This window comes from Streptomyces sp. NPDC015661 (assembly GCF_043077765.1).
GTDB lineage: Bacteria > Actinomycetota > Actinomycetes > Streptomycetales > Streptomycetaceae > Streptomyces.
In genome coordinates this window covers 1-16384 of the sequence record NZ_JBIBST010000022.1, presented here as the reverse complement: position 1 = coordinate 16384, position 16384 = coordinate 1, and the positions used below count along the sequence as shown (strand labels likewise).

General features: G+C 71.4%; 15 protein-coding genes. 9 read left to right on the top strand and 6 right to left on the bottom strand.

Features of this window, described 5'->3' with window-relative positions; genetic code table 11:
• Positions 1–51 precede the first annotated feature (51 nt).
• The gene (locus ACF07V_RS37425; protein WP_392160521.1) at positions 52–2745 is read right to left on the bottom strand and encodes an FAD/NAD(P)-binding protein; all 2694 of its coding nucleotides are present in this window, start codon (positions 2743–2745) and stop codon (positions 52–54) included.
• A 253-nt stretch (positions 2746–2998) separates the two neighbouring features.
• Here ACF07V_RS37425 and ACF07V_RS37420 point away from each other — a divergent pair, with 253 nt between their 5' ends.
• Together ACF07V_RS37420 and ACF07V_RS37415 are read left to right on the top strand one after the other, a co-directional pair.
• Complete coding sequence (locus ACF07V_RS37420; RefSeq protein WP_392160434.1) at positions 2999–3460, top strand: RrF2 family transcriptional regulator; 462 nt, start codon at positions 2999–3001, stop codon at positions 3458–3460.
• A gap of 42 nt (positions 3461–3502) precedes the next feature.
• Positions 3503–4189 carry a histidine phosphatase family protein gene (locus ACF07V_RS37415; RefSeq protein ID WP_392160432.1) on the top strand — a complete coding sequence of 229 codons (687 nt, stop codon included), beginning with the start codon at positions 3503–3505 and terminating at the stop codon, positions 4187–4189.
• Between the two features lie 95 nt (positions 4190–4284).
• Here the strand turns inward: ACF07V_RS37415 and ACF07V_RS37410 are convergent, their stop codons facing one another.
• The gene (locus ACF07V_RS37410) at positions 4285–4827 is read right to left on the bottom strand and encodes a hypothetical protein (protein WP_392160430.1); all 543 of its coding nucleotides are present in this window, start codon (positions 4825–4827) and stop codon (positions 4285–4287) included.
• 623 nt (positions 4828–5450) lie between these two features.
• Positions 5451–6068, bottom strand: a complete 618-nt coding sequence (locus tag ACF07V_RS37405; RefSeq protein ID WP_392160428.1) for a TetR/AcrR family transcriptional regulator C-terminal domain-containing protein — start codon at positions 6066–6068, stop codon at positions 5451–5453.
• Positions 6069–6134: 66 nt separating this feature from the next.
• Here ACF07V_RS37405 and ACF07V_RS37400 point away from each other — a divergent pair, with 66 nt between their 5' ends.
• Entirely contained in the window at positions 6135–7397 is a 1263-nt protein-coding gene (locus ACF07V_RS37400; protein ID WP_392160426.1) for a beta-ketoacyl-[acyl-carrier-protein] synthase family protein, read from the top strand.
• A gap of 20 nt (positions 7398–7417) precedes the next feature.
• Here ACF07V_RS37400 and ACF07V_RS37395 read toward each other — a convergent pair whose 3' ends face one another.
• The gene (locus tag ACF07V_RS37395) at positions 7418–8197 is read right to left on the bottom strand and encodes a GntR family transcriptional regulator (protein ID WP_392160424.1); all 780 of its coding nucleotides are present in this window, start codon (positions 8195–8197) and stop codon (positions 7418–7420) included.
• Between the two features lie 34 nt (positions 8198–8231).
• Positions 8232–8999: a GntR family transcriptional regulator gene (locus ACF07V_RS37390; RefSeq protein ID WP_392160422.1), complete on the bottom strand. Its 768-nt coding sequence runs from the start codon at positions 8997–8999 to the stop codon at positions 8232–8234.
• Positions 9000–9194: 195 nt separating this feature from the next.
• On the opposite strand from ACF07V_RS37390, the gene ACF07V_RS37385 reads away from it, so the two are divergent.
• The 5 genes from ACF07V_RS37385 (at position 9195) to ACF07V_RS37365 (ending at position 15352) form a co-directional block, all read left to right on the top strand.
• A complete protein-coding gene (locus tag ACF07V_RS37385; RefSeq protein WP_392160420.1) occupies positions 9195–10454 on the top strand; it encodes an extracellular solute-binding protein in 1260 nt (419 codons plus the stop codon).
• Between the two features lie 185 nt (positions 10455–10639).
• Entirely contained in the window at positions 10640–11593 is a 954-nt protein-coding gene (locus tag ACF07V_RS37380; protein WP_392160418.1) for a carbohydrate ABC transporter permease, read from the top strand.
• On the top strand, positions 11590–12423 hold the full coding sequence (locus ACF07V_RS37375; protein WP_392160416.1) for a carbohydrate ABC transporter permease: 834 nt from the start codon (positions 11590–11592) through the stop codon (positions 12421–12423). The genes ACF07V_RS37380 and ACF07V_RS37375 overlap by 4 nt, the downstream gene beginning before the upstream one ends.
• Positions 12424–12431: 8 nt before the next feature.
• Positions 12432–13928, top strand: coding sequence for a beta-N-acetylhexosaminidase (locus tag ACF07V_RS37370; RefSeq protein WP_392160414.1), 1497 nt, complete (start codon positions 12432–12434; stop codon positions 13926–13928).
• Positions 13925–15352: a cellulose binding domain-containing protein gene (locus tag ACF07V_RS37365; RefSeq protein ID WP_392160412.1), complete on the top strand. Its 1428-nt coding sequence runs from the start codon at positions 13925–13927 to the stop codon at positions 15350–15352. The genes ACF07V_RS37370 and ACF07V_RS37365 overlap by 4 nt, the downstream gene beginning before the upstream one ends.
• A gap of 156 nt (positions 15353–15508) precedes the next feature.
• Here ACF07V_RS37365 and ACF07V_RS37360 read toward each other — a convergent pair whose 3' ends face one another.
• Positions 15509–15784: a hypothetical protein gene (locus ACF07V_RS37360; RefSeq protein ID WP_392160410.1), complete on the bottom strand. Its 276-nt coding sequence runs from the start codon at positions 15782–15784 to the stop codon at positions 15509–15511.
• A gap of 144 nt (positions 15785–15928) precedes the next feature.
• On the opposite strand from ACF07V_RS37360, the gene ACF07V_RS37355 reads away from it, so the two are divergent.
• The gene (locus ACF07V_RS37355; protein ID WP_392160408.1) at positions 15929–16294 is read left to right on the top strand and encodes a hypothetical protein; all 366 of its coding nucleotides are present in this window, start codon (positions 15929–15931) and stop codon (positions 16292–16294) included.
• The last annotated feature ends 90 nt before the right edge of the window (positions 16295–16384 follow it).

Here is a 16384-nt window from a genome sequence, read left to right as displayed (position 1 = left end):
GCATCCCCGGCCAGCCTCCCCTCCGTCACCCGCGCACCCAGCCGACCTCCCTCACCCGCTCAGCCCGGCCAGCCTGCGGCTGTCGAGCGGTGATGCACGGCGGTCGAGGCGCTGTTCGAGGAGGTCGCGGGCCTTGTCGCTGTGGCCCGCCTTCACCAGCGCGTACAGCAGGGTCTCCTCGATCACCTCGCGCTGTGCAGCGCTGCCTCCCACACGGCGCAGCGAGGGCAGTAGTCCTCGGAGGTCCCGTACCGCCGTGGCCCACTCCTCCTCCACCACCGCCTCCAGCGCCCCGCACAGCGGGACGATGACCTCCCGCTGCACCGGGTCCGCGCCGGCCGCGTGGGCTCGCAGGCGGCGGAGTGCGGGGAGATCGCCCGCGGCGGCGAGCGCGACAGCGCTGTGCAGGGCCGTGAACGCGGTCGCGGGGCGTTCGACCAGGTCGCGCGCGACCGCGTCGAGTACGCCGTCGACGGGGACGCGGCCGGTCCAGTTCCGGGACATGCGGGCCCGCCACAGCAGGGATCCGGAGTCGACGAGCGCCCGGACCCCGTTCACCTGGCCCGGGGCGAGCTGGGCGAACCACCGGCGGCGCACGGCCGCGGTGTCGTCGAGGGCCAGTTCGTGGAGCGCCACGTGCCAGGAGAAGTGCGCCCGGTGTACGGCCCCGCGCCCGTGGCTGCCGATCCAGCCGTCGAGCCAGTCCCGCCCGACGAGGTGCTCACCGGACTCGTAGTGGACGTGGGTGAGGGCGTGCACGGCGTGGCCGGAGGCGGGTTCCGCGGCGAGTGCCGCCCGCGCGAGCTCCCCGGCCTCCTCGATGTGCCCCTGCTCCTGCCGTACGAAGGAGAGCAGGGAGGTGTGGAACCAGTGCCCCTCGTAGGCCGAGGCGGTCCGCTCCACCAAGTCCAGGGCGAGGGTGCCGTCGAGGTCGGTGACGCCGGAGAAGGCGATCGTGGGGACCGCGATGCCGAGAGCGAAGGCGTCCGCGGGGAAACGGCCCAGATGCTCCACGAGTGCCGCGTCCCCGTCGACGGCTCCGAGCCCCGCACCGGCCCCGCCCTTCTGCGCCTCGTGCGCCGTGACGCGTCGCGTGACGACGTCGACGAACGACCGCTCGCGCTCGTCCCCGCGTTCGCGCACACTGCGCTGGGCGTCCGCGAGCTCCCGCGCGACGTCGACGTCCGCTCCGCACTCGTGCCCGAGCAGGGCGAGGGCGGCGTGGCCGAGCGCGAATCCGGGGTCCAGTTCGACGGCGCGCGCGAACGCCTCGGCCGCCTTCGCCCGTACGGTGATCACCCGGCCCAGTCCACAGCGGTACGACGCGGCCGCCGCCGCATGGGTGGACAGCGGCAGTCCGAACTGGTCGGTGGGCCGGCGGCGCACGGGCCGGGGAGCGCCGGCGAGCGGACCGAGAACGGCCTCGGCGACCTCCTTGGCCTGGCTCCGGATCTCGGGGATCGCGGTCGTCTCCCACAGCTCGCCCCGGCGCGACGTGCCCAGCGTGAACAGCGCCCGCTCGCGATGGCCCGCGGCGGCGACCAGCCGGCCCCTGTCGGTGGACACACCGATGCCCAGCGGCCCGGGTACGGCCATGCCGTCGGCCAGCAGCCCGCTCCACAACGGGTCACCGCCGGCGTCGGCCCGCAGCCCCGGCCCCGTACAGTCCACCACCCAGGCCACCCGCAGGACACGGCCGTCGGCGAGGGAGACGACGAGGCCACCGTCCTCTCCCGGCGCCACCGCGGCGACCCGGCCCGCGTGGACGCGCAGCCGGCGGGCGGCGTGCGCCCGGGCGACGGTCTCGGCGGTGGACGGCGCCATCCGGTGGCGGTGTACGTTCCACAGGGTGGCGTCGCGGCCGAGGAACTCCGCCCGGTCCTCGTCGGTGAGGCCCTCCCAGAGCCGTACGATCTCGGGCCGCAGCCCGTCGAGTGCGGGCCGCCAGTCGCCGTGGACGCGGCGGGTGGCGGCGAAGTGGCGCGTCAGTTCCCTGCGGAGGCGAGGGAACGGGAGACCGACGAGTCCCGGCGGCGGTGCCACCGGGGGCAGCGGGGCGAGGGCGTGCGGCTGGGGGAGCAGCCCACTGCGGGACACGGCGTGCACCGTACGGCCGGGCCGGTCGAGGACGAGCGCGAGATCGACGGCGGTGAGACCGCTGCCCACGAGGAGCACGTCGTCCGACTCGCCCACGGCGTCCAGCGCCCTCGGCGCCCAGGGGCGGGCGATGAACCTTTCGGAGGCGACGAGCTCGGCCGGGGCCCAAGCCGCCCGGCCTGCCGCGGGCCCGGTGGCGAGGACCACGCTGTCCGCCGTCACCGTGCCGCCGTCGGCGAGCCGGAGCTCCATCCGCCCACCGGCCGCGTCGGCACACCCGATCGCCCTGGTGCGCAGCCGGCGCACGGACACGGTGCCGTGTGCCGTGATGATGGCACGCCCGAGGGTGTCGGCGAGATACGAGCCGTAGCGGTACCGGGAGGCGAAGTCCGCCGCGGTGACGGTGGGTTCGCCGTGCCGGCAGAGCCAGCGCCGGAAGTGACCCGGGTCGTCCGGGTAACAGCTCATGCCGCCCACGGGCACGTTGAGCCGGTGCTCGGGGACCTCGGTGGCGTACGCGACACCCCGTCCTGCCTCCGGCGCGGGGTCGACGAGGACCAGATCCAGCGGAGTACGGCGCCGGGCGGCCGCCTCGCAGAGCTGGACGGCGACGAGGGCACCCGCCGCGCCCGCGCCGACGACGGCCACGGTCGGACGCGGAGGGGAGGTCTCGGCGGACGCCGGGGAATGGACAAGCCCTTCGGACACCACAGACACCTCGGACACCACGGATACCTCCGAACCAGGGGCGGGCACTGCACGGTCAATGTTCACTATGTCGATGAACAAAGTGCACTGACAACGCCGCTTCAGGACAACACCGCCACGCCGGATCGCCGTTGACGAGTCCGCAACACACCGCCGCAGGTCAGGGTCCCGTCACTCGTGAGACATTGAGTGCGTGAGGATCTCAGCACGAACGGACTACGCCATCCGGGCCATGGCCGAGTTGGCCTGTTCCCCGGACCGGCCCCTCAAGGCCGAGGAAATCGCCGGGCGCCAGGACATTCCTGTCCGCTTCCTCTTCGTCGTGCTCAGCGAGTTGAGACAGGGACGCCTGGTACGGAGCGTGCGCGGCCCCGACGGCGGATACAGCCTCACCCGTCCGCCCGCGGAGATCACCCTCGCCGACGTCATCAGAGCGATGGACGGACCGCTGGTCAGCGTGCGGGACCTGAAACTGACGGGCCTGGAGTACCAGGGCGCGGCGGCCTGCATGCCGGACGTGTGGCGTGCCGTACGGACGAGCCTGCGGCAGGTGCTGGAGAGCACGACCCTCGCCGATCTGGCGGCGGACACACTGCCCGAGGTCGTACGGGACCGGGCCCGCGACTACAACGACGACGTACGGACGTATCCGTGACGTCCATGGCCGACAGCCGCCGCACCCCCTACGCTCAGGAATGTGCCACCGTCCACTGAGGCCCCCGACCCCACCGGGACTCCTGCGCCTGCCTTGACTCCTGATCCCGCCGGGGCTCCTGCGTCGAGCGGGACTGCTGAGCGCCCCGAGGTTTCCTCGCCCGCCGAGGTTCCTTCGCCCGCCGAGGCTCCGGGGCCCACGCGGTCCGGCGATTCCGGGCCGCGCCGACTGTTCGTCCTGAGACACGCCAAGAGCGCCCGGCCCGAGGGCGTACCAGACCGGGACCGCCCTCTCGGCCCGCGCGGCCTGCGCGATGCCCCGGCGGCCGGACGCTTCCTGGCGGAGGGCGGCGGGCTGCCCGATCTGGTGCTGTGCTCCCCGGCCCGGCGGGCCCGCGAGACCTGGGGACTGGCCGCCGCGGAACTGGAGCGCCCTGTCGCGACCCGCCACGACCCGCGGCTGTACGGGGCGGACGAACAGGATCTCCTGGAGGTCCTCCACGACGTGCCCGACGAGGTCGGCACCCTGCTGATCGTCGGGCACAACCCGGGCCTGGAAGACCTGGTCATGCTGCTCGCGGGGGACTCGGTCGACGACGCGCTGGATCGCGTACGGACCAAGTTCCCGACCTGCGCGCTCGCCGTCCTGGCCTGGCACGGCACCTGGACGGACCTCGGCCCGGACGAGGCGCTCCTGACCGAGCTGTGGACCGCCCGCGGCTCGTCCTGAGGGTTCCGACCCGTCGCGCAACCGGCTCACGCGCCACCGTGCCGTCGATCAGCCGGCATTTCGGTCGCGGGACCAGGTGGTCGGGCCTTGATGGCTCAAGCTTCCAGGAGTATCCAGCTGTCACCGGCGCGAAGCCAGAGCACGCCGTCGCGGCCCTGGGCGCAGCGCAGGACCACTGGTCCCGGTAGTCGCAGCGTCTCCTGGGCGGTGATCACGCAGGCATCGTCGACGAGCTCCGCGCGGCTCAGTTCGATGCTGGGACGGTTGTGGAAGCGGCGAGTGAGGAGCATCCGGGTGCCGCGAACGGCGATGCCGTCGGTGTCTCTCAGGGGGTTGCGGTAGTTGGTGATGTCGCCGGTGGCGGGGTCGACCCGGGAGAGGAAGGCACCCTTGTGGCTGTACCAGGCGAGCCAGGTGACGGCGTCCTCGGTGGCGGCAGCGTTTCCGCCGAGGGGCCATATGGGAAGGCGTCCTCGAGGGCCCCAGGTGTGGGTACCGTCGGCGTCCCAGCGGGCCAGGCCGGCCCCTGACTCCGGGTGGCCTCCGTAGATGCCCTCATCACCGTACGAGGTCCAGATGCCGCCGTCGCGGTCGGTGAGGATGTAGTCGATGTCGTCACCGACGCAGAAGTGACTCACCGGCTGTCCATCGCCGGAGTACACGACCGCGTTTCTCTCCCAGGTCCCGTTCTGGTCCTGGAACGTGCGACCTGACGCCAGCAGGAACCGTGACCGCGGGAGGAGAGCCAGGTGGCCGGTCCACGCGGGTATGCCGGTCACGGAGGTGCGATGCTCCACCCCGCCCGCCACCACGACCAGGACCCCGTCACACGGAGCCTCCACGCTCCATCCCACCCATCCCTTGATATGCGAGGAATGGCGCAGGTTTTGCTCCTGGACCAGTAGCACCGCGAGTACGTCACTCGGTCCGGCGCTCCAGCACAAGGCCCGCCACCCGGCTCGGGCGTCCTCAGGGGGCAAGCTCCACACGACGGACAGTTCGTCAGACGTCATCGGCCGTTCACCTCTTGGACTCCAGGCCCCGACGGTGCCCGAAGGGACGTACGTTACCCGGAGGCGGCTGCAGTGTTTCGACCGGCCCACGTCCGATGCACTCGGCAGACCGGCGAGCTGTCTGCGAATGGTCCGGCTTGATACCCCGAGACGGCATCGGCTCAAGCCGGGCCCACTGGCCGTCCGTCAGGCCCCGCGCCCCACAGGGCGTGATCACCGACGAACAAGATCCACTCTCGCGACAGGTCCTATCCGTCCTCGGGTTCGTCGTGGATGGTCAGTGCTCCGGCGAGGTCGAGGTCGGCGTTGGTGCCGTGTGCACCCGCGCGGACGAGCAGTACCGCGCCGAGGGCGGTGCTCCAGAACGTCCTGGTCTCCACGCTGAGCGGTCGACGGGTCCTCCAGCCGCGACTGTCGATGAGCCGGCCGACGAAGCGCTCGGACTGCCGGAACAGCAACTGGAGGTGCCGGTCGATGACGGGGGCGAGTTCGGGCTTGGAGATCCCGGCGGCGAGTGCTCGCGCGACCGAGGGCAGCGAGGGCATGGCCAGTACGGCGCGGGCGATGTTGCGTCGGAATGTCGCCGCGTCGGAGGCTTGGCGGCCGATGCGCTCGATCCGTCGGGCGTCGTGCAGCAGGCCGAGGAAGGCGGCGTGCACGAGCAGCGAGTCCTTGGAGCCGAAGTGGTAGGTCACTTGATTGGGGAAGACGCCTGCCGCGTTCGCGATCTCGGCGACGCTCAGCTCGGCGCCGGGCCGCTCCTCGCAGAGCTGTGCGGTGGCCTCGATCAGCCGGTGTCTCGTCGCGCGACCGCGGTCACGCGACCGGGCCGGCGTTGATCGGGTTTCGGTTCGCTTCTTCTCCACCCCCGAATTGTATGTGATACAACAATGAGCGTTCGTTTGTATCGCATACAAGAAAGGTTCAGGGGCATGCACCGGACCGAAGTCGTCGTGACCGGACTGGGCGCGATCACGCCACTGGGTGGAGACGTGCAGTCCACCTGGGAGGCCCTGCTGGCCGGCGCGTCCGGCATCCGCTGTGGCGTCCTGCCCGGCCACGAGAGCGCCGGCCTTCCCGACACCGTCGCGGGGACGATGGCGATCGACCCCGCCCAGTCGTTGCCGCCGGTGCAGGCCAGGCGGCTCGACCGTTCGCAGCAGGCGGCCCTCGCCGCGGCGGCCGAGGCCTGGGACGACGCGGGCGCCCCCGAGGTGGACCCGGACCGGCTCGCATCGGCGATCGGCACGGGCATCGGGGGCGTACAGACACTGCTGAAGGAAGACGACGCACTGGAGGCGGCCGGGACTCGGCGCGTCTCACCACGTACGGTCCCGATGCTCATGCCCAATGCGGCGGCGGCGCTGGTCAGCATCGAATACGGCGCACGGGCGGGGGTCTACACGCCCGTCTCGGCGTGCTCCTCCGGTGCCGAGGCGATCGCCCTGGGAGCCAGGCTCATCCGCGCCGGCGAGGCGGACGTCGTCATCGCGGGCGGAACCGAGGCCGCCATCACCCCGATCACCGTCGCCGGCTTCGTCCAGGCACAGGCGCTGTCGCGGCACACGGCCGAACCCGCTTCAGCCTCCCGGCCGTTCGCCGCGGACCGCAGCGGATTCGTCCTCAGCGAAGGCGCCGCCGTCATGGTGCTCGAAAGCGCCGAACACGCCGCCGCCCGAGGCGCGCGCGTCCACGCGGTACTCGCGGGCGCCGGCATCGCCGCCGACGCCCACCACATCACGGCGCCCGCGCCCGACGGCTCCGGTCAGACCGCCGCCATGCGCAAGGCCCTCGCGCAAGCCGGTCTGGCGCCCGAGCAGATCGGCCACATCAACGCGCACGCCACCGGAACTCCGGTCGGCGACGTCGCCGAGGCGCACGCGATCAGGGAGGTCTTCGGCCGCGCCACCGTGACAGCCCCCAAGGCGGCACTCGGCCATCTCTTCGGCGCCGCCGGCGCGATCGAGGCGCTCATCGCCGTCCTCAGCGTGAAGCACGGCGTCATCCCGCCGACCCGCAACCTCTCCGCGGCCGGCGTCGCTCCCGACATCGACCTCGACGTCGTCGCAGAGCGACGGGAGATCCCCCAGGAGGCCGTGCTCAGCAACTCCTTCGGCTTCGGCGGCCAGAACGTCTCCCTCATCGTCACCGGCGCCGGGCCTCGCGTGTCCGGTGCCGTGCCGACCGCACCGTGATCCTCACGAACGCGCCGCGGTCACTCCACCGTCCCCCACCACGCCCCGGACCGGGGGGTCTCCGCCGTCGGATGGTCGGAGACCGGATGGTCGGAGAGCCGATCGCCCACGGTGAGCCGGGAGACGATGCGGTACCGGTCCCCGCGATAGAGGGAGCGGACGTACTCGACGGGTCTGTCGGCCGCGTCGGAGGTGATTCGGTCGAAGAGCAGCGCGGGTGAGAGGACCGGCACGTCCAGGACCGCCGCCTCCTCCTCGCTGAGCACGGTCGGCTCGATCGACTGGACGGCGCGGGCCGGTCGGATGCCCCGCTTCTCGCGCAGGTGCGCGTAGAAGCCGCCCTCCATGTCGGCGGCGGTGAGACCGGGGACCAGGTCGGCCGGGACGTGCAGGTGCTCCAGGGCGATCGGAGTGCCGTCGACGTACCGGAGGCGGGTCACGTGGACCAGCTCCGCCGCCGGGGAGAGCGCGAGCTTGCGGCCGATCCGTGCTCCGGCCCGTACGGTACGGAGGGCGAGCACCGTACTCGTCCAGGTGCCCCGGCTCCGGGGCGCGCCGGCGGTGTGGTGCTCGGCGACCAGCTCCTGGGTGATCTTGTCGGGTGCGACGAACATGCCCCGTCCGTGCTCCCGTACCAGCAGGCCCGTGGCCACCAGTTCGTCGACCGCGGCCCGCAGGGTGGGGCGGGAGACGCCGAGGTCGGCACAGAGCGTGCGCTCGGACGGGATGGCATCACCGGCGCGGCGGGCGTCGATCAGGCTCAGCAGATGTTCCCGTACCCGTTCCCGCTTGAGCTCCATGCCGTCCCCTCCCCGGTGTGCCGTACGCCGCAGGTCAGTATGCATCCCCCTCGGTCGAGGAGGTCACGAGGCCGTCGCGGGTGAAGTCGAGACGGGAGACGATGCGGTAGCGGTCGCCCCGGTAGACCGAATGGACGTACTCGACGGGGCGCCCGGCGGCGTCGAGGGTGAGGCGCTCGATCAGCAGCGCGGGCGAGAGGACGGGGATGCCCAGGAGCGCGGCCTCGTCCTCGCTGACGACGGTGGGTTCGATGGACTGCGTCGCCTCCCGGACCCGGACCTGATGGTGTTCCCGCAGGTGGTCGTAGAGGTCGCCCGCTTCGAGCTCTTCGGGGGTGAGCGCGGCGCCGACGAGGTCCGCGGGGATGTGCAGGTGCTCGATGGCGATCGGCGCGCCGTCGACGAGCCGGAGCCGGGCGACGTAGAGCAGTTCGGCGGCGGGGGAGAGGCGGAGCCGGCGGCCGATGCGGGCACCGGCCCGGACGGTGGCGGCTTCCAGGACGGTGCTGGACCAGCTGCCCGAGGCGCGGGGGACGCCGAAGGCCGCCTCGTCGGGCGCGAGTTGCTGGACGATCTTGGCAGGGGCGACGAACATGCCGCGTCCGTGCTCCCGCACCAGCGCCCCCGTGGCCACCAGTCCGTCGACGGCCGCGCGCAGGGTGGGGCGGGAGACGCCGAGGGCGGCACAGAGGGTGCGCTCCGACGGAATGGGGTCGCCCGGGCGGCCCGCTTCGATCAGACCCAGCAGGTGCTCCCGTACCCGCTCCCTCTTCAGCACTCCACTGGAGGAGCTGCCCTTCATGCGATTCTCCTGACTGGTCAACTGGTAAGCCCGATCGTAGCCGGACGTGTTGGCCTTCAGTCAGTGAACAGCTCATGTTTTTAGGGGGATTGACGGCTCAGGCGGTCCGTGCCACCTTCTGGTCACACACCCGACCACCTTACCAATTGGTCAACTTCCCATTCGTCTGCCCATCGTCTACCGATCGAGGTGCCCGTGAAGACTCGTCCTCTCGCCAGAAGCGTCGCCCTCGCGGCGGCCGTAGCCCTCGCGGCCACCGCATGCAGCGGGTCCGGTGACCCCGATGCCTCCTCGGGGCCGGCAAAGGTCACCGTCTGGATCATGAAGGACAGCGTCACCGACGCCTTCCTCACCCGCTTCCGCACCGGCTTCGAGGCCGAGCACAAGGACATCGATCTCGACATACAGATCCAGGAGTGGGACGGCATCGGCGAGAAGGTCACGGCCGCCCTCGCCAGCAAGGACGCCCCCGACGTCATCGAGGTGGGCAACACCCAGGTCGCGCAGTACGCGGCGAGCGGCGGCGTACGGGACCTGAGCGCCAGGACCGCCGAACTGGGCGGCACCGACTGGCTGCCCGGGCTCGCCGAGCCCGGGAAGGTCGACGGCAGGCAGTACGGCATCCCCTGGTACGCGGCCAACCGCGTCGTCATCTACCACAAGGACCTCTTCGCCCGGGCGGGCATCACCGCGCCGCCGAAGACCCAGGCCGAATGGCTCGCCGCCACCGCCAAGCTCAATCACGGCAAGACCCAGGGCATCTACCTCCCCGGCCAGAACTGGTACACCCTCTCCGGCTTCGTCTGGGAGGCAGGCGGTGACCTCGCCGTCAAGGACGGCAAGACGTGGAAGGGCGCGCTCGACACGCCGCAGGCCCTCGCCGGCATGGACTTCTACGGGCAGCTCCAGGCCCTCGGCAAGGGCCCGAAGGACTCCGACGAGGCCAAGCCCCCGCAGGCCGAGGTCTTCGCCAAGGGCGACGTCGCCCAGATCATCGCCGTCCCCGGCGGTGCGAAGATCGTCGAGGAGATCAACCCCGCCCTCAAGGGCAAGCTCGGTTTCTTCCCCATCCCCGGCAAGTCGGCGGACAAGCCCGGCGCGGTCTTCACCGGCGGCTCCGACCTGATCGTCCCCGAGGCCTCGACACACCCCGATGCCGCCTACCGGGTGGTCAAGGCACTGGCCGGCGAGAAGTGGCAGACGGACATGGCCAGGACGATGAGCTACGTCCCCAACCGGACCTCCCTCGCGCACGTCATCCAGGACGACGCGGGAACGGCCGCCATGGCCGCCGGTGCGGCGCAAGGCCGGGCGACACCGAACTCCCCGCAGTGGGCTGCCGTCGAGGCCACCAACCCGATCAAGCAGTACATGACCGCCGTTCTCACCGGCACCGATCCCTCCCGGGCGGCCGCGACCGCGTCCCGGAGCATCACCAAGACCCTGGGCTCGTGAGATTCCTCGACGGGCCTCGGCCAGAGAGCCATGCCGACGGGCCTGGCCCGAGGAGCGATGCCGACGGGCCTCGGCCGAGGAGCGATGCCGACGGGCCTCGGCCGAGGAGCGATGCCGACCGGCCTCGCCTGAAGAGCCATCCCGACCGGCCTTGCCCGAGGAGCGATGCCGACGGGCCTCGCCCGATGAATCATCCCGAAGGGCCTCGCCCGAGGAGCCATCCCGACCGGCCTCGGCTCGCCATCCGCCCTCATGGGACGGCCCTCTGGCCGTACCTCCTGGTCGCCCCTACCGTCCTCGGCGGAGCACTTCTCCTCGGATATCCCCTCGTCCGCAATCTGCTGATCTCCTTCCAGGAGTACGGCATGGGCGAACTCATCCGCGGCGGCGCCGGGTTCGTGGGCTTCCGCAACTACCGGACCGTCCTGGCCGACCCCGAGTTCTGGGAGGTCGTGCGGCGCACCTTCTGGTGGACCCTGGCCAACGTCGTCCTGATCATGGTGATCGGCACCCTGGTCGCGGTCATGCTGCAACGACTCGGCCGGCGGATGCGGATCCTGGTGACGAGCGGACTCGTCCTCGCCTGGGCCAGCCCGGTCATCGCGACCACGACCGTCTTCCAGTGGCTCTTCGCCTCCCGCCTCGGAGTGGTCGACTGGGTACTCGTACACCTCGGATTCGAATCCTTCGAGGGGTACTCGTGGCTGGCCGACGGCCCCGCCGCCTTCACCGTCCTGGTGCTCCTCGTGGTCTGGCAGTCGGTGCCCTTCGCCGCCGTCACGCTGCACTCGGCACTGCTGACCGTCCCGGCCGAGCTGTACGAGTCGGCCCGGCTGGACGGCGCCGGCGCCTGGCGGATCTTCCGCTCGGTCACCCTCCCCCTCCTGCGGCCGATCTTCGGACTCGTCCTCTGCCTGGAGATCATCTGGGTGTTCCGCTGCTTCGCCCAGATCTGGGCCGTCACCAAGGGCGGACCCGGCCAGGCCACGACCACCCTGCCCGTCTACGCCTACCGGGTGGCGCAGTCCCTGCACCGCTACGACCTCGGGGCGGCCGTCTCCACCCTGACCGTCCTGCTCCTCGTGGCCGCGCTGATCGCCTACTTCCGCCAGATGCTCCGACAGGAGGCCGACCGGTGACACCGCGCGCCCTGCGCCGCATTCCCCTGAACACCGCCGCGGCGCTCGTCTTCGTCCTCGCTGTCTTCCCCGTGTACTGGATGGTCCTCACGGCCTTCCGGCCCACCCGTGACATCCAGTCCGAGACGCCGCACTTCCTGCCCGTGTCCGTCACCCTGGAGCACTTCCGGCACGCCGTCGCCGCGGACGGGTTCTGGATCTTCTGGCGCAACAGTCTGCTCGTGACCGCCGGCTGCGTCCTGCTCGCGCTCGTGGTGGCGCTCGCCGCCGCCTTCGCCGTCGCCCGGATGCGCTGGCGTGGCCGCCGCGGCTTCATCCTCATGGTGTTCGTCGCCCAAGTCGCGCCCTGGGAAGCGCTGTTGATCCCGATGTACGTCATCGCCCGGGACGCCGACCTGCTCGACCGCCTGACCACCCTCAGCCTCATCTACTTCATGGTCACGCTGCCCTTCACCATCGTCACCCTCCGCTCCTTCCTGGCCGCCGTGCCGGCCGAGCTCGAAGAGGCCGCGCAGGTCGACGGCTGCACCCGCGCCGGGGCCTTCCGCCGGGTGACCCTCCCGCTGCTCGCCCCCGGGCTGCTCGCCACCTCGCTCTTCGGATTCATCACCGCCTGGAACGAGTTCGCCTTCGCCAACATGCTGATCATCAAGGACCAGGACGACCGCACCCTGCCCGTCTGGCTCTCGTCCTTCTCCAACGTCTTCGGCACCGACTGGGGCGCCACCATGGCAGCCTCCACCCTCTTCGCCCTGCCCGTCCTCCTCCTCTTCCTGGTCCTGCAGGGCCGGGTCGCCGCCGGAATGACCGGTGGAGCCGTGAAGGGATGACGCCTCCCATGCCCCCGCCCCGACTCGTCCCCGCCCCCACCCAGCTCGTGCCCCTGCCCGGCAGCTTCACCTTCGACGCGGCGACCGCGCTCAGGATCTCGCCCGGCGCCGAAGGCGCGGCCCGGCTGCTGCGCACCCTGCTCGGCCCCGCCACCGGACTGCTCCTGCCCGCCCGCCCGGACGGCTCCGTCGTCCTGGCCCTCGACCCCGCCCTCACCGGCCTCGGCGAGGAGGGCTACGGACTCACCGTCGGTACCGAGGGGGTGCTGCTGCGGGCCGCCCGCCCCCAGGGACTGCTCGCCGGAATCCAGACCCTCCGTCAACTCCTGCCCGTCGAGGCCCTCTCCGCCGCACCGGTGGGTGGCGTCATGTGGTCCGTGCCGTGTGTGCAGATCACCGACAGACCCCGCTTCCCCTGGCGCGGCTCCATGCTCGACGTCGCCCGCCGCTTCCGTCCCGTCTCCTACCTCCGGCGGTACGTGGACCTCCTCGCGCTCCACAAGCTCAACGTCCTCCACCTCCACCTCACCGACGACCAGGGCTGGCGCATGCCGGTCCCCGCCCTCCCACGCCTGACCGAGGTCGGCGGAGCACCCCACGGCGGCGCCTACACCCGCGCCGAACTCACCGGCCTGGTGACCTACGCGGCGGAACGCGGCATCACCGTCGTGCCCGAGATCGAGATGCCCGGGCACGTCCGCGCGGCCCTCGCCGCCTATCCCGGACTCGGCAACACCCCCGGCCGTACCTACGACGTCTGGGACCAGTGGGGCGTGTGCGACACCATCCTCGGTGTTCACGACCAGGCCCTCGACTTCTGCCGCACCGTCCTCGACGAGGTGATGGACGTCTTCCCCTCCCCGTACGTCCACATCGGCGGCGAGGAGTGCCCCACCACCGAATGGCACGCCTCCTCGGCCGCCCACCGACGGGCGGCCGAGGAAGGGCTGCCGGGGCCCGATGCCCTCCACGGCTGGTTCATGGAGCGGATCGGGCGCCACCTCCTCGATGCCGGCCGACGGCCGCTGAGCTGGACCGAGAACGGCGCCGACCTCCCGACGTACTTCACCGTCATGCCCTGGCGCGACCTCGACCACGGCCGCACCGCCGTCCGCCGCGGCCACCACGTCGTCATGGCCCCCCACCGCACCACGTACCTCGACTACCCGCAGTCCGCCGGGCCCGAGGAGCCGCCCGGCCAGGCCGGCGAGATCGTCGACCTGCGCGCCGTCCACGGCAACGACCCGGCGCCGGCCGACTGGAGCCCCGAGGAGGCCGCCCGGGTCCTCGGCTCCCAGGCCCAGCTGTGGACCGAGTACGTGCCGACCGCGGCGCACGCCGAGTACCTCACCTTCCCCCGGCTCTGCGCCCTCGCGGAGGTCGTCTGGACCGGCCGCCACGACTGGCCCGGCTTCCAGGAGCGCCTCCGCCACCACAGGACCCGGCTCGACACCCTCGGGGTGCCGCGCCGACTCACCCCCACCGAAGGAAAGGAATCCCCATGAGCGACCGGAAAACGGCCAGGAGCCCGCGGATCCGAGCCGCGCTCGCCGTCGCCGCGATGACCGGGCTCGGCGCGACCGCCCTCACCGCGCTCCCGGCGGCGGCCACCGGCGAGGCCGTGACCGTCCAGTACCGGCAGAGCGCCACCGGCAGCGACCAGGCCGAGCCCTGGCTCAAGGTGGTCAACACCGGGACGTCGAGCATCCCGCTGAGCCAGGTCAAGGTGCGCTACTACTTCAAGGCCGACGCGGGAGCCTCGTACACCTACGCCTGCTCCTGGGCCGTCAAGGGCTGCGCCAACCTGACCGGCACCTTCGGCACCCTGACCAACCCCACCGCGACGGCCGACCGCTACCTCGAGGTCGGCTTCACCGCCGGCGCCGGCTCGCTCGCCCCCGGCGCGGACACCGGAGACATGCAGCTGCGCTTCTACCGCTCCAACTGGCAGCCGCTCAACCAGAACGACGACTACTCCTTCGGCCCGAACCAGACCACGTACGCCGACTGGGACAAGGTCACCGCGACAGTGGCCGGCATCCAGGCCTGGGGCACCGCCCCCACCGGAAACGAACCCACCCCGACGCCGACCGACCCGACCACGCCACCGCCCACCGGTGGCGCCGCGCTCTTCGACGACTTCGACTACACCGGACACACGGACCCGGCGATCGACGCCCACGGCTGGAGCGTGCGTTCCAACTCCGGCGGTCCCGGTGTGCCCGGCGCCACCTGGGCCCCCGAGAACGTCACCTTCGCCAAGGAGGGCACCAACTCGATCATGAACCTGCGGACCTCCACCGCGGGCACCGGCGAGTCCACCAGGCACACCGAGATCCTCACCAGGGCCACGAAGTTCAAGAACGGCACGTACGCGGCGCGCGTGCGCTTCTCCGACGCGCCGGCATCCGGCCCGGACGGCGACCACCTCGTCCAGACCTTCTTCACCATCAACGACCTCAAGGCCCCGATGGCCGACGACTACGCCGAGTACGACTTCGAGTACCTCCCCAACGGCGGCTGGGGCGAGCCCGCGAACATCCTCTACACGACCTCGTGGGAGACCTACCGGCCCGACCCCTGGGAGGCCGTCAACCAGCACTCCGAGTCCCGCACGAGCTACGACGGCTGGCACGACCTCGTCCTGACCATCGACGACAACGCGATCGTCTACTACATCGACGGCCAGGAGTTCGGCCGTCACGACGCCCGCTACCTCCCCGAACGCCCCATGTCCCTCAACTTCAACCAGTGGCTGATCGACCTGGCGGGTCAGACCTCGACCACCCCGCGCTCCTACGACCAGAAGGTCGACTACGTCCTGCACGTCAAGGACCAGGTCCTCACTCCGGCCCAGGTGGCCGCGAAGGTCGCCACGTACCGGGCGGCGGCGACCACCTTCGAGGACACCGTCCCCGCAGCGCCGTAGCCGCTGCGGCGGCGCCCAGCGCCAGGGGTCTCGGCGACGACCGCATCGACCGAGGCCCCCGGCGGTAAGCAGGCGGGTAGCGTGCCGTACGCGTTGGGGTCCTTCACGCCGGCGTCGCGAGGACCGCAGCGGTGGTCGAACGCGTTCGTTGACGGGCTACCCAAGGGCTCGGTAGTCAGGTGACGGCTGTACCAGCCCGGGGTGTTCCACCACGTACCGGTCGCCGTGGATCTCCAGCATCGCCCAGTGCCACGCCTCGTCGTGAAAGACCAGCCCGCGAAACGGCACCTCCGCCGGCTCGTACGGGTAATGCTCCAGGGCGGCCCCACTGGCCTCGTCCGCCGTCAGCCCGCCGTGATGCTGCATGACCCATGCGTAGCAACGCCGCTCGGACTCCAGGTAGTCGAGGTACTCAGCTTCGTTCCATGTCACGACGCAAGGGTAGACCGGCCCTCGAAAGGGCTGCCGGCACCGGTTGGGCCGCCCGGGCCGATGGACGTCGCTTCGCGCCGGTCTCCGCGTGACCTGCAGCCGCGAGGTGCGGAACCGTCGACCTGTCGCGCGCGTCGAAGGGCCATGGCTGAGAGAACTGGGCAGATCATCCTCGCCCTCGCGCTGGCTGCGGGGGTACTCACGGGCTGTGCCAAGGCCGAAGAGGGCGCAGTAGCCGTCCGGGCGACACCGTCCGTCCGGACGATTCCCTTCGACCTCTCTACGCACTGCGGAATCGGCGAGGCCCGTATCGGCTCGACGTACTTCGAAGCGGAGACCCCGCTCTCCGACGGCTCGGGAAACCCGCCCGAAGGATGGGACAACCCCACCCAGCGCGGCACGATGACGCTGGAATCCGAGACCGAGGCCGTCTTCACCGACGATGCAGGGCATGAGGTGAGGTTCCGTGCCCGACCGGGTGCGAGTGCCTTCAAGCGCATCTGCGCTTAGAGGTCCTAACAAAGGCGTTGGACGTGTCGGTGGGTGATGAGGCAGGTAGCGAGGCCGAGGAAGGCTTCGTGGATGTCGTCGCGTCGTTCC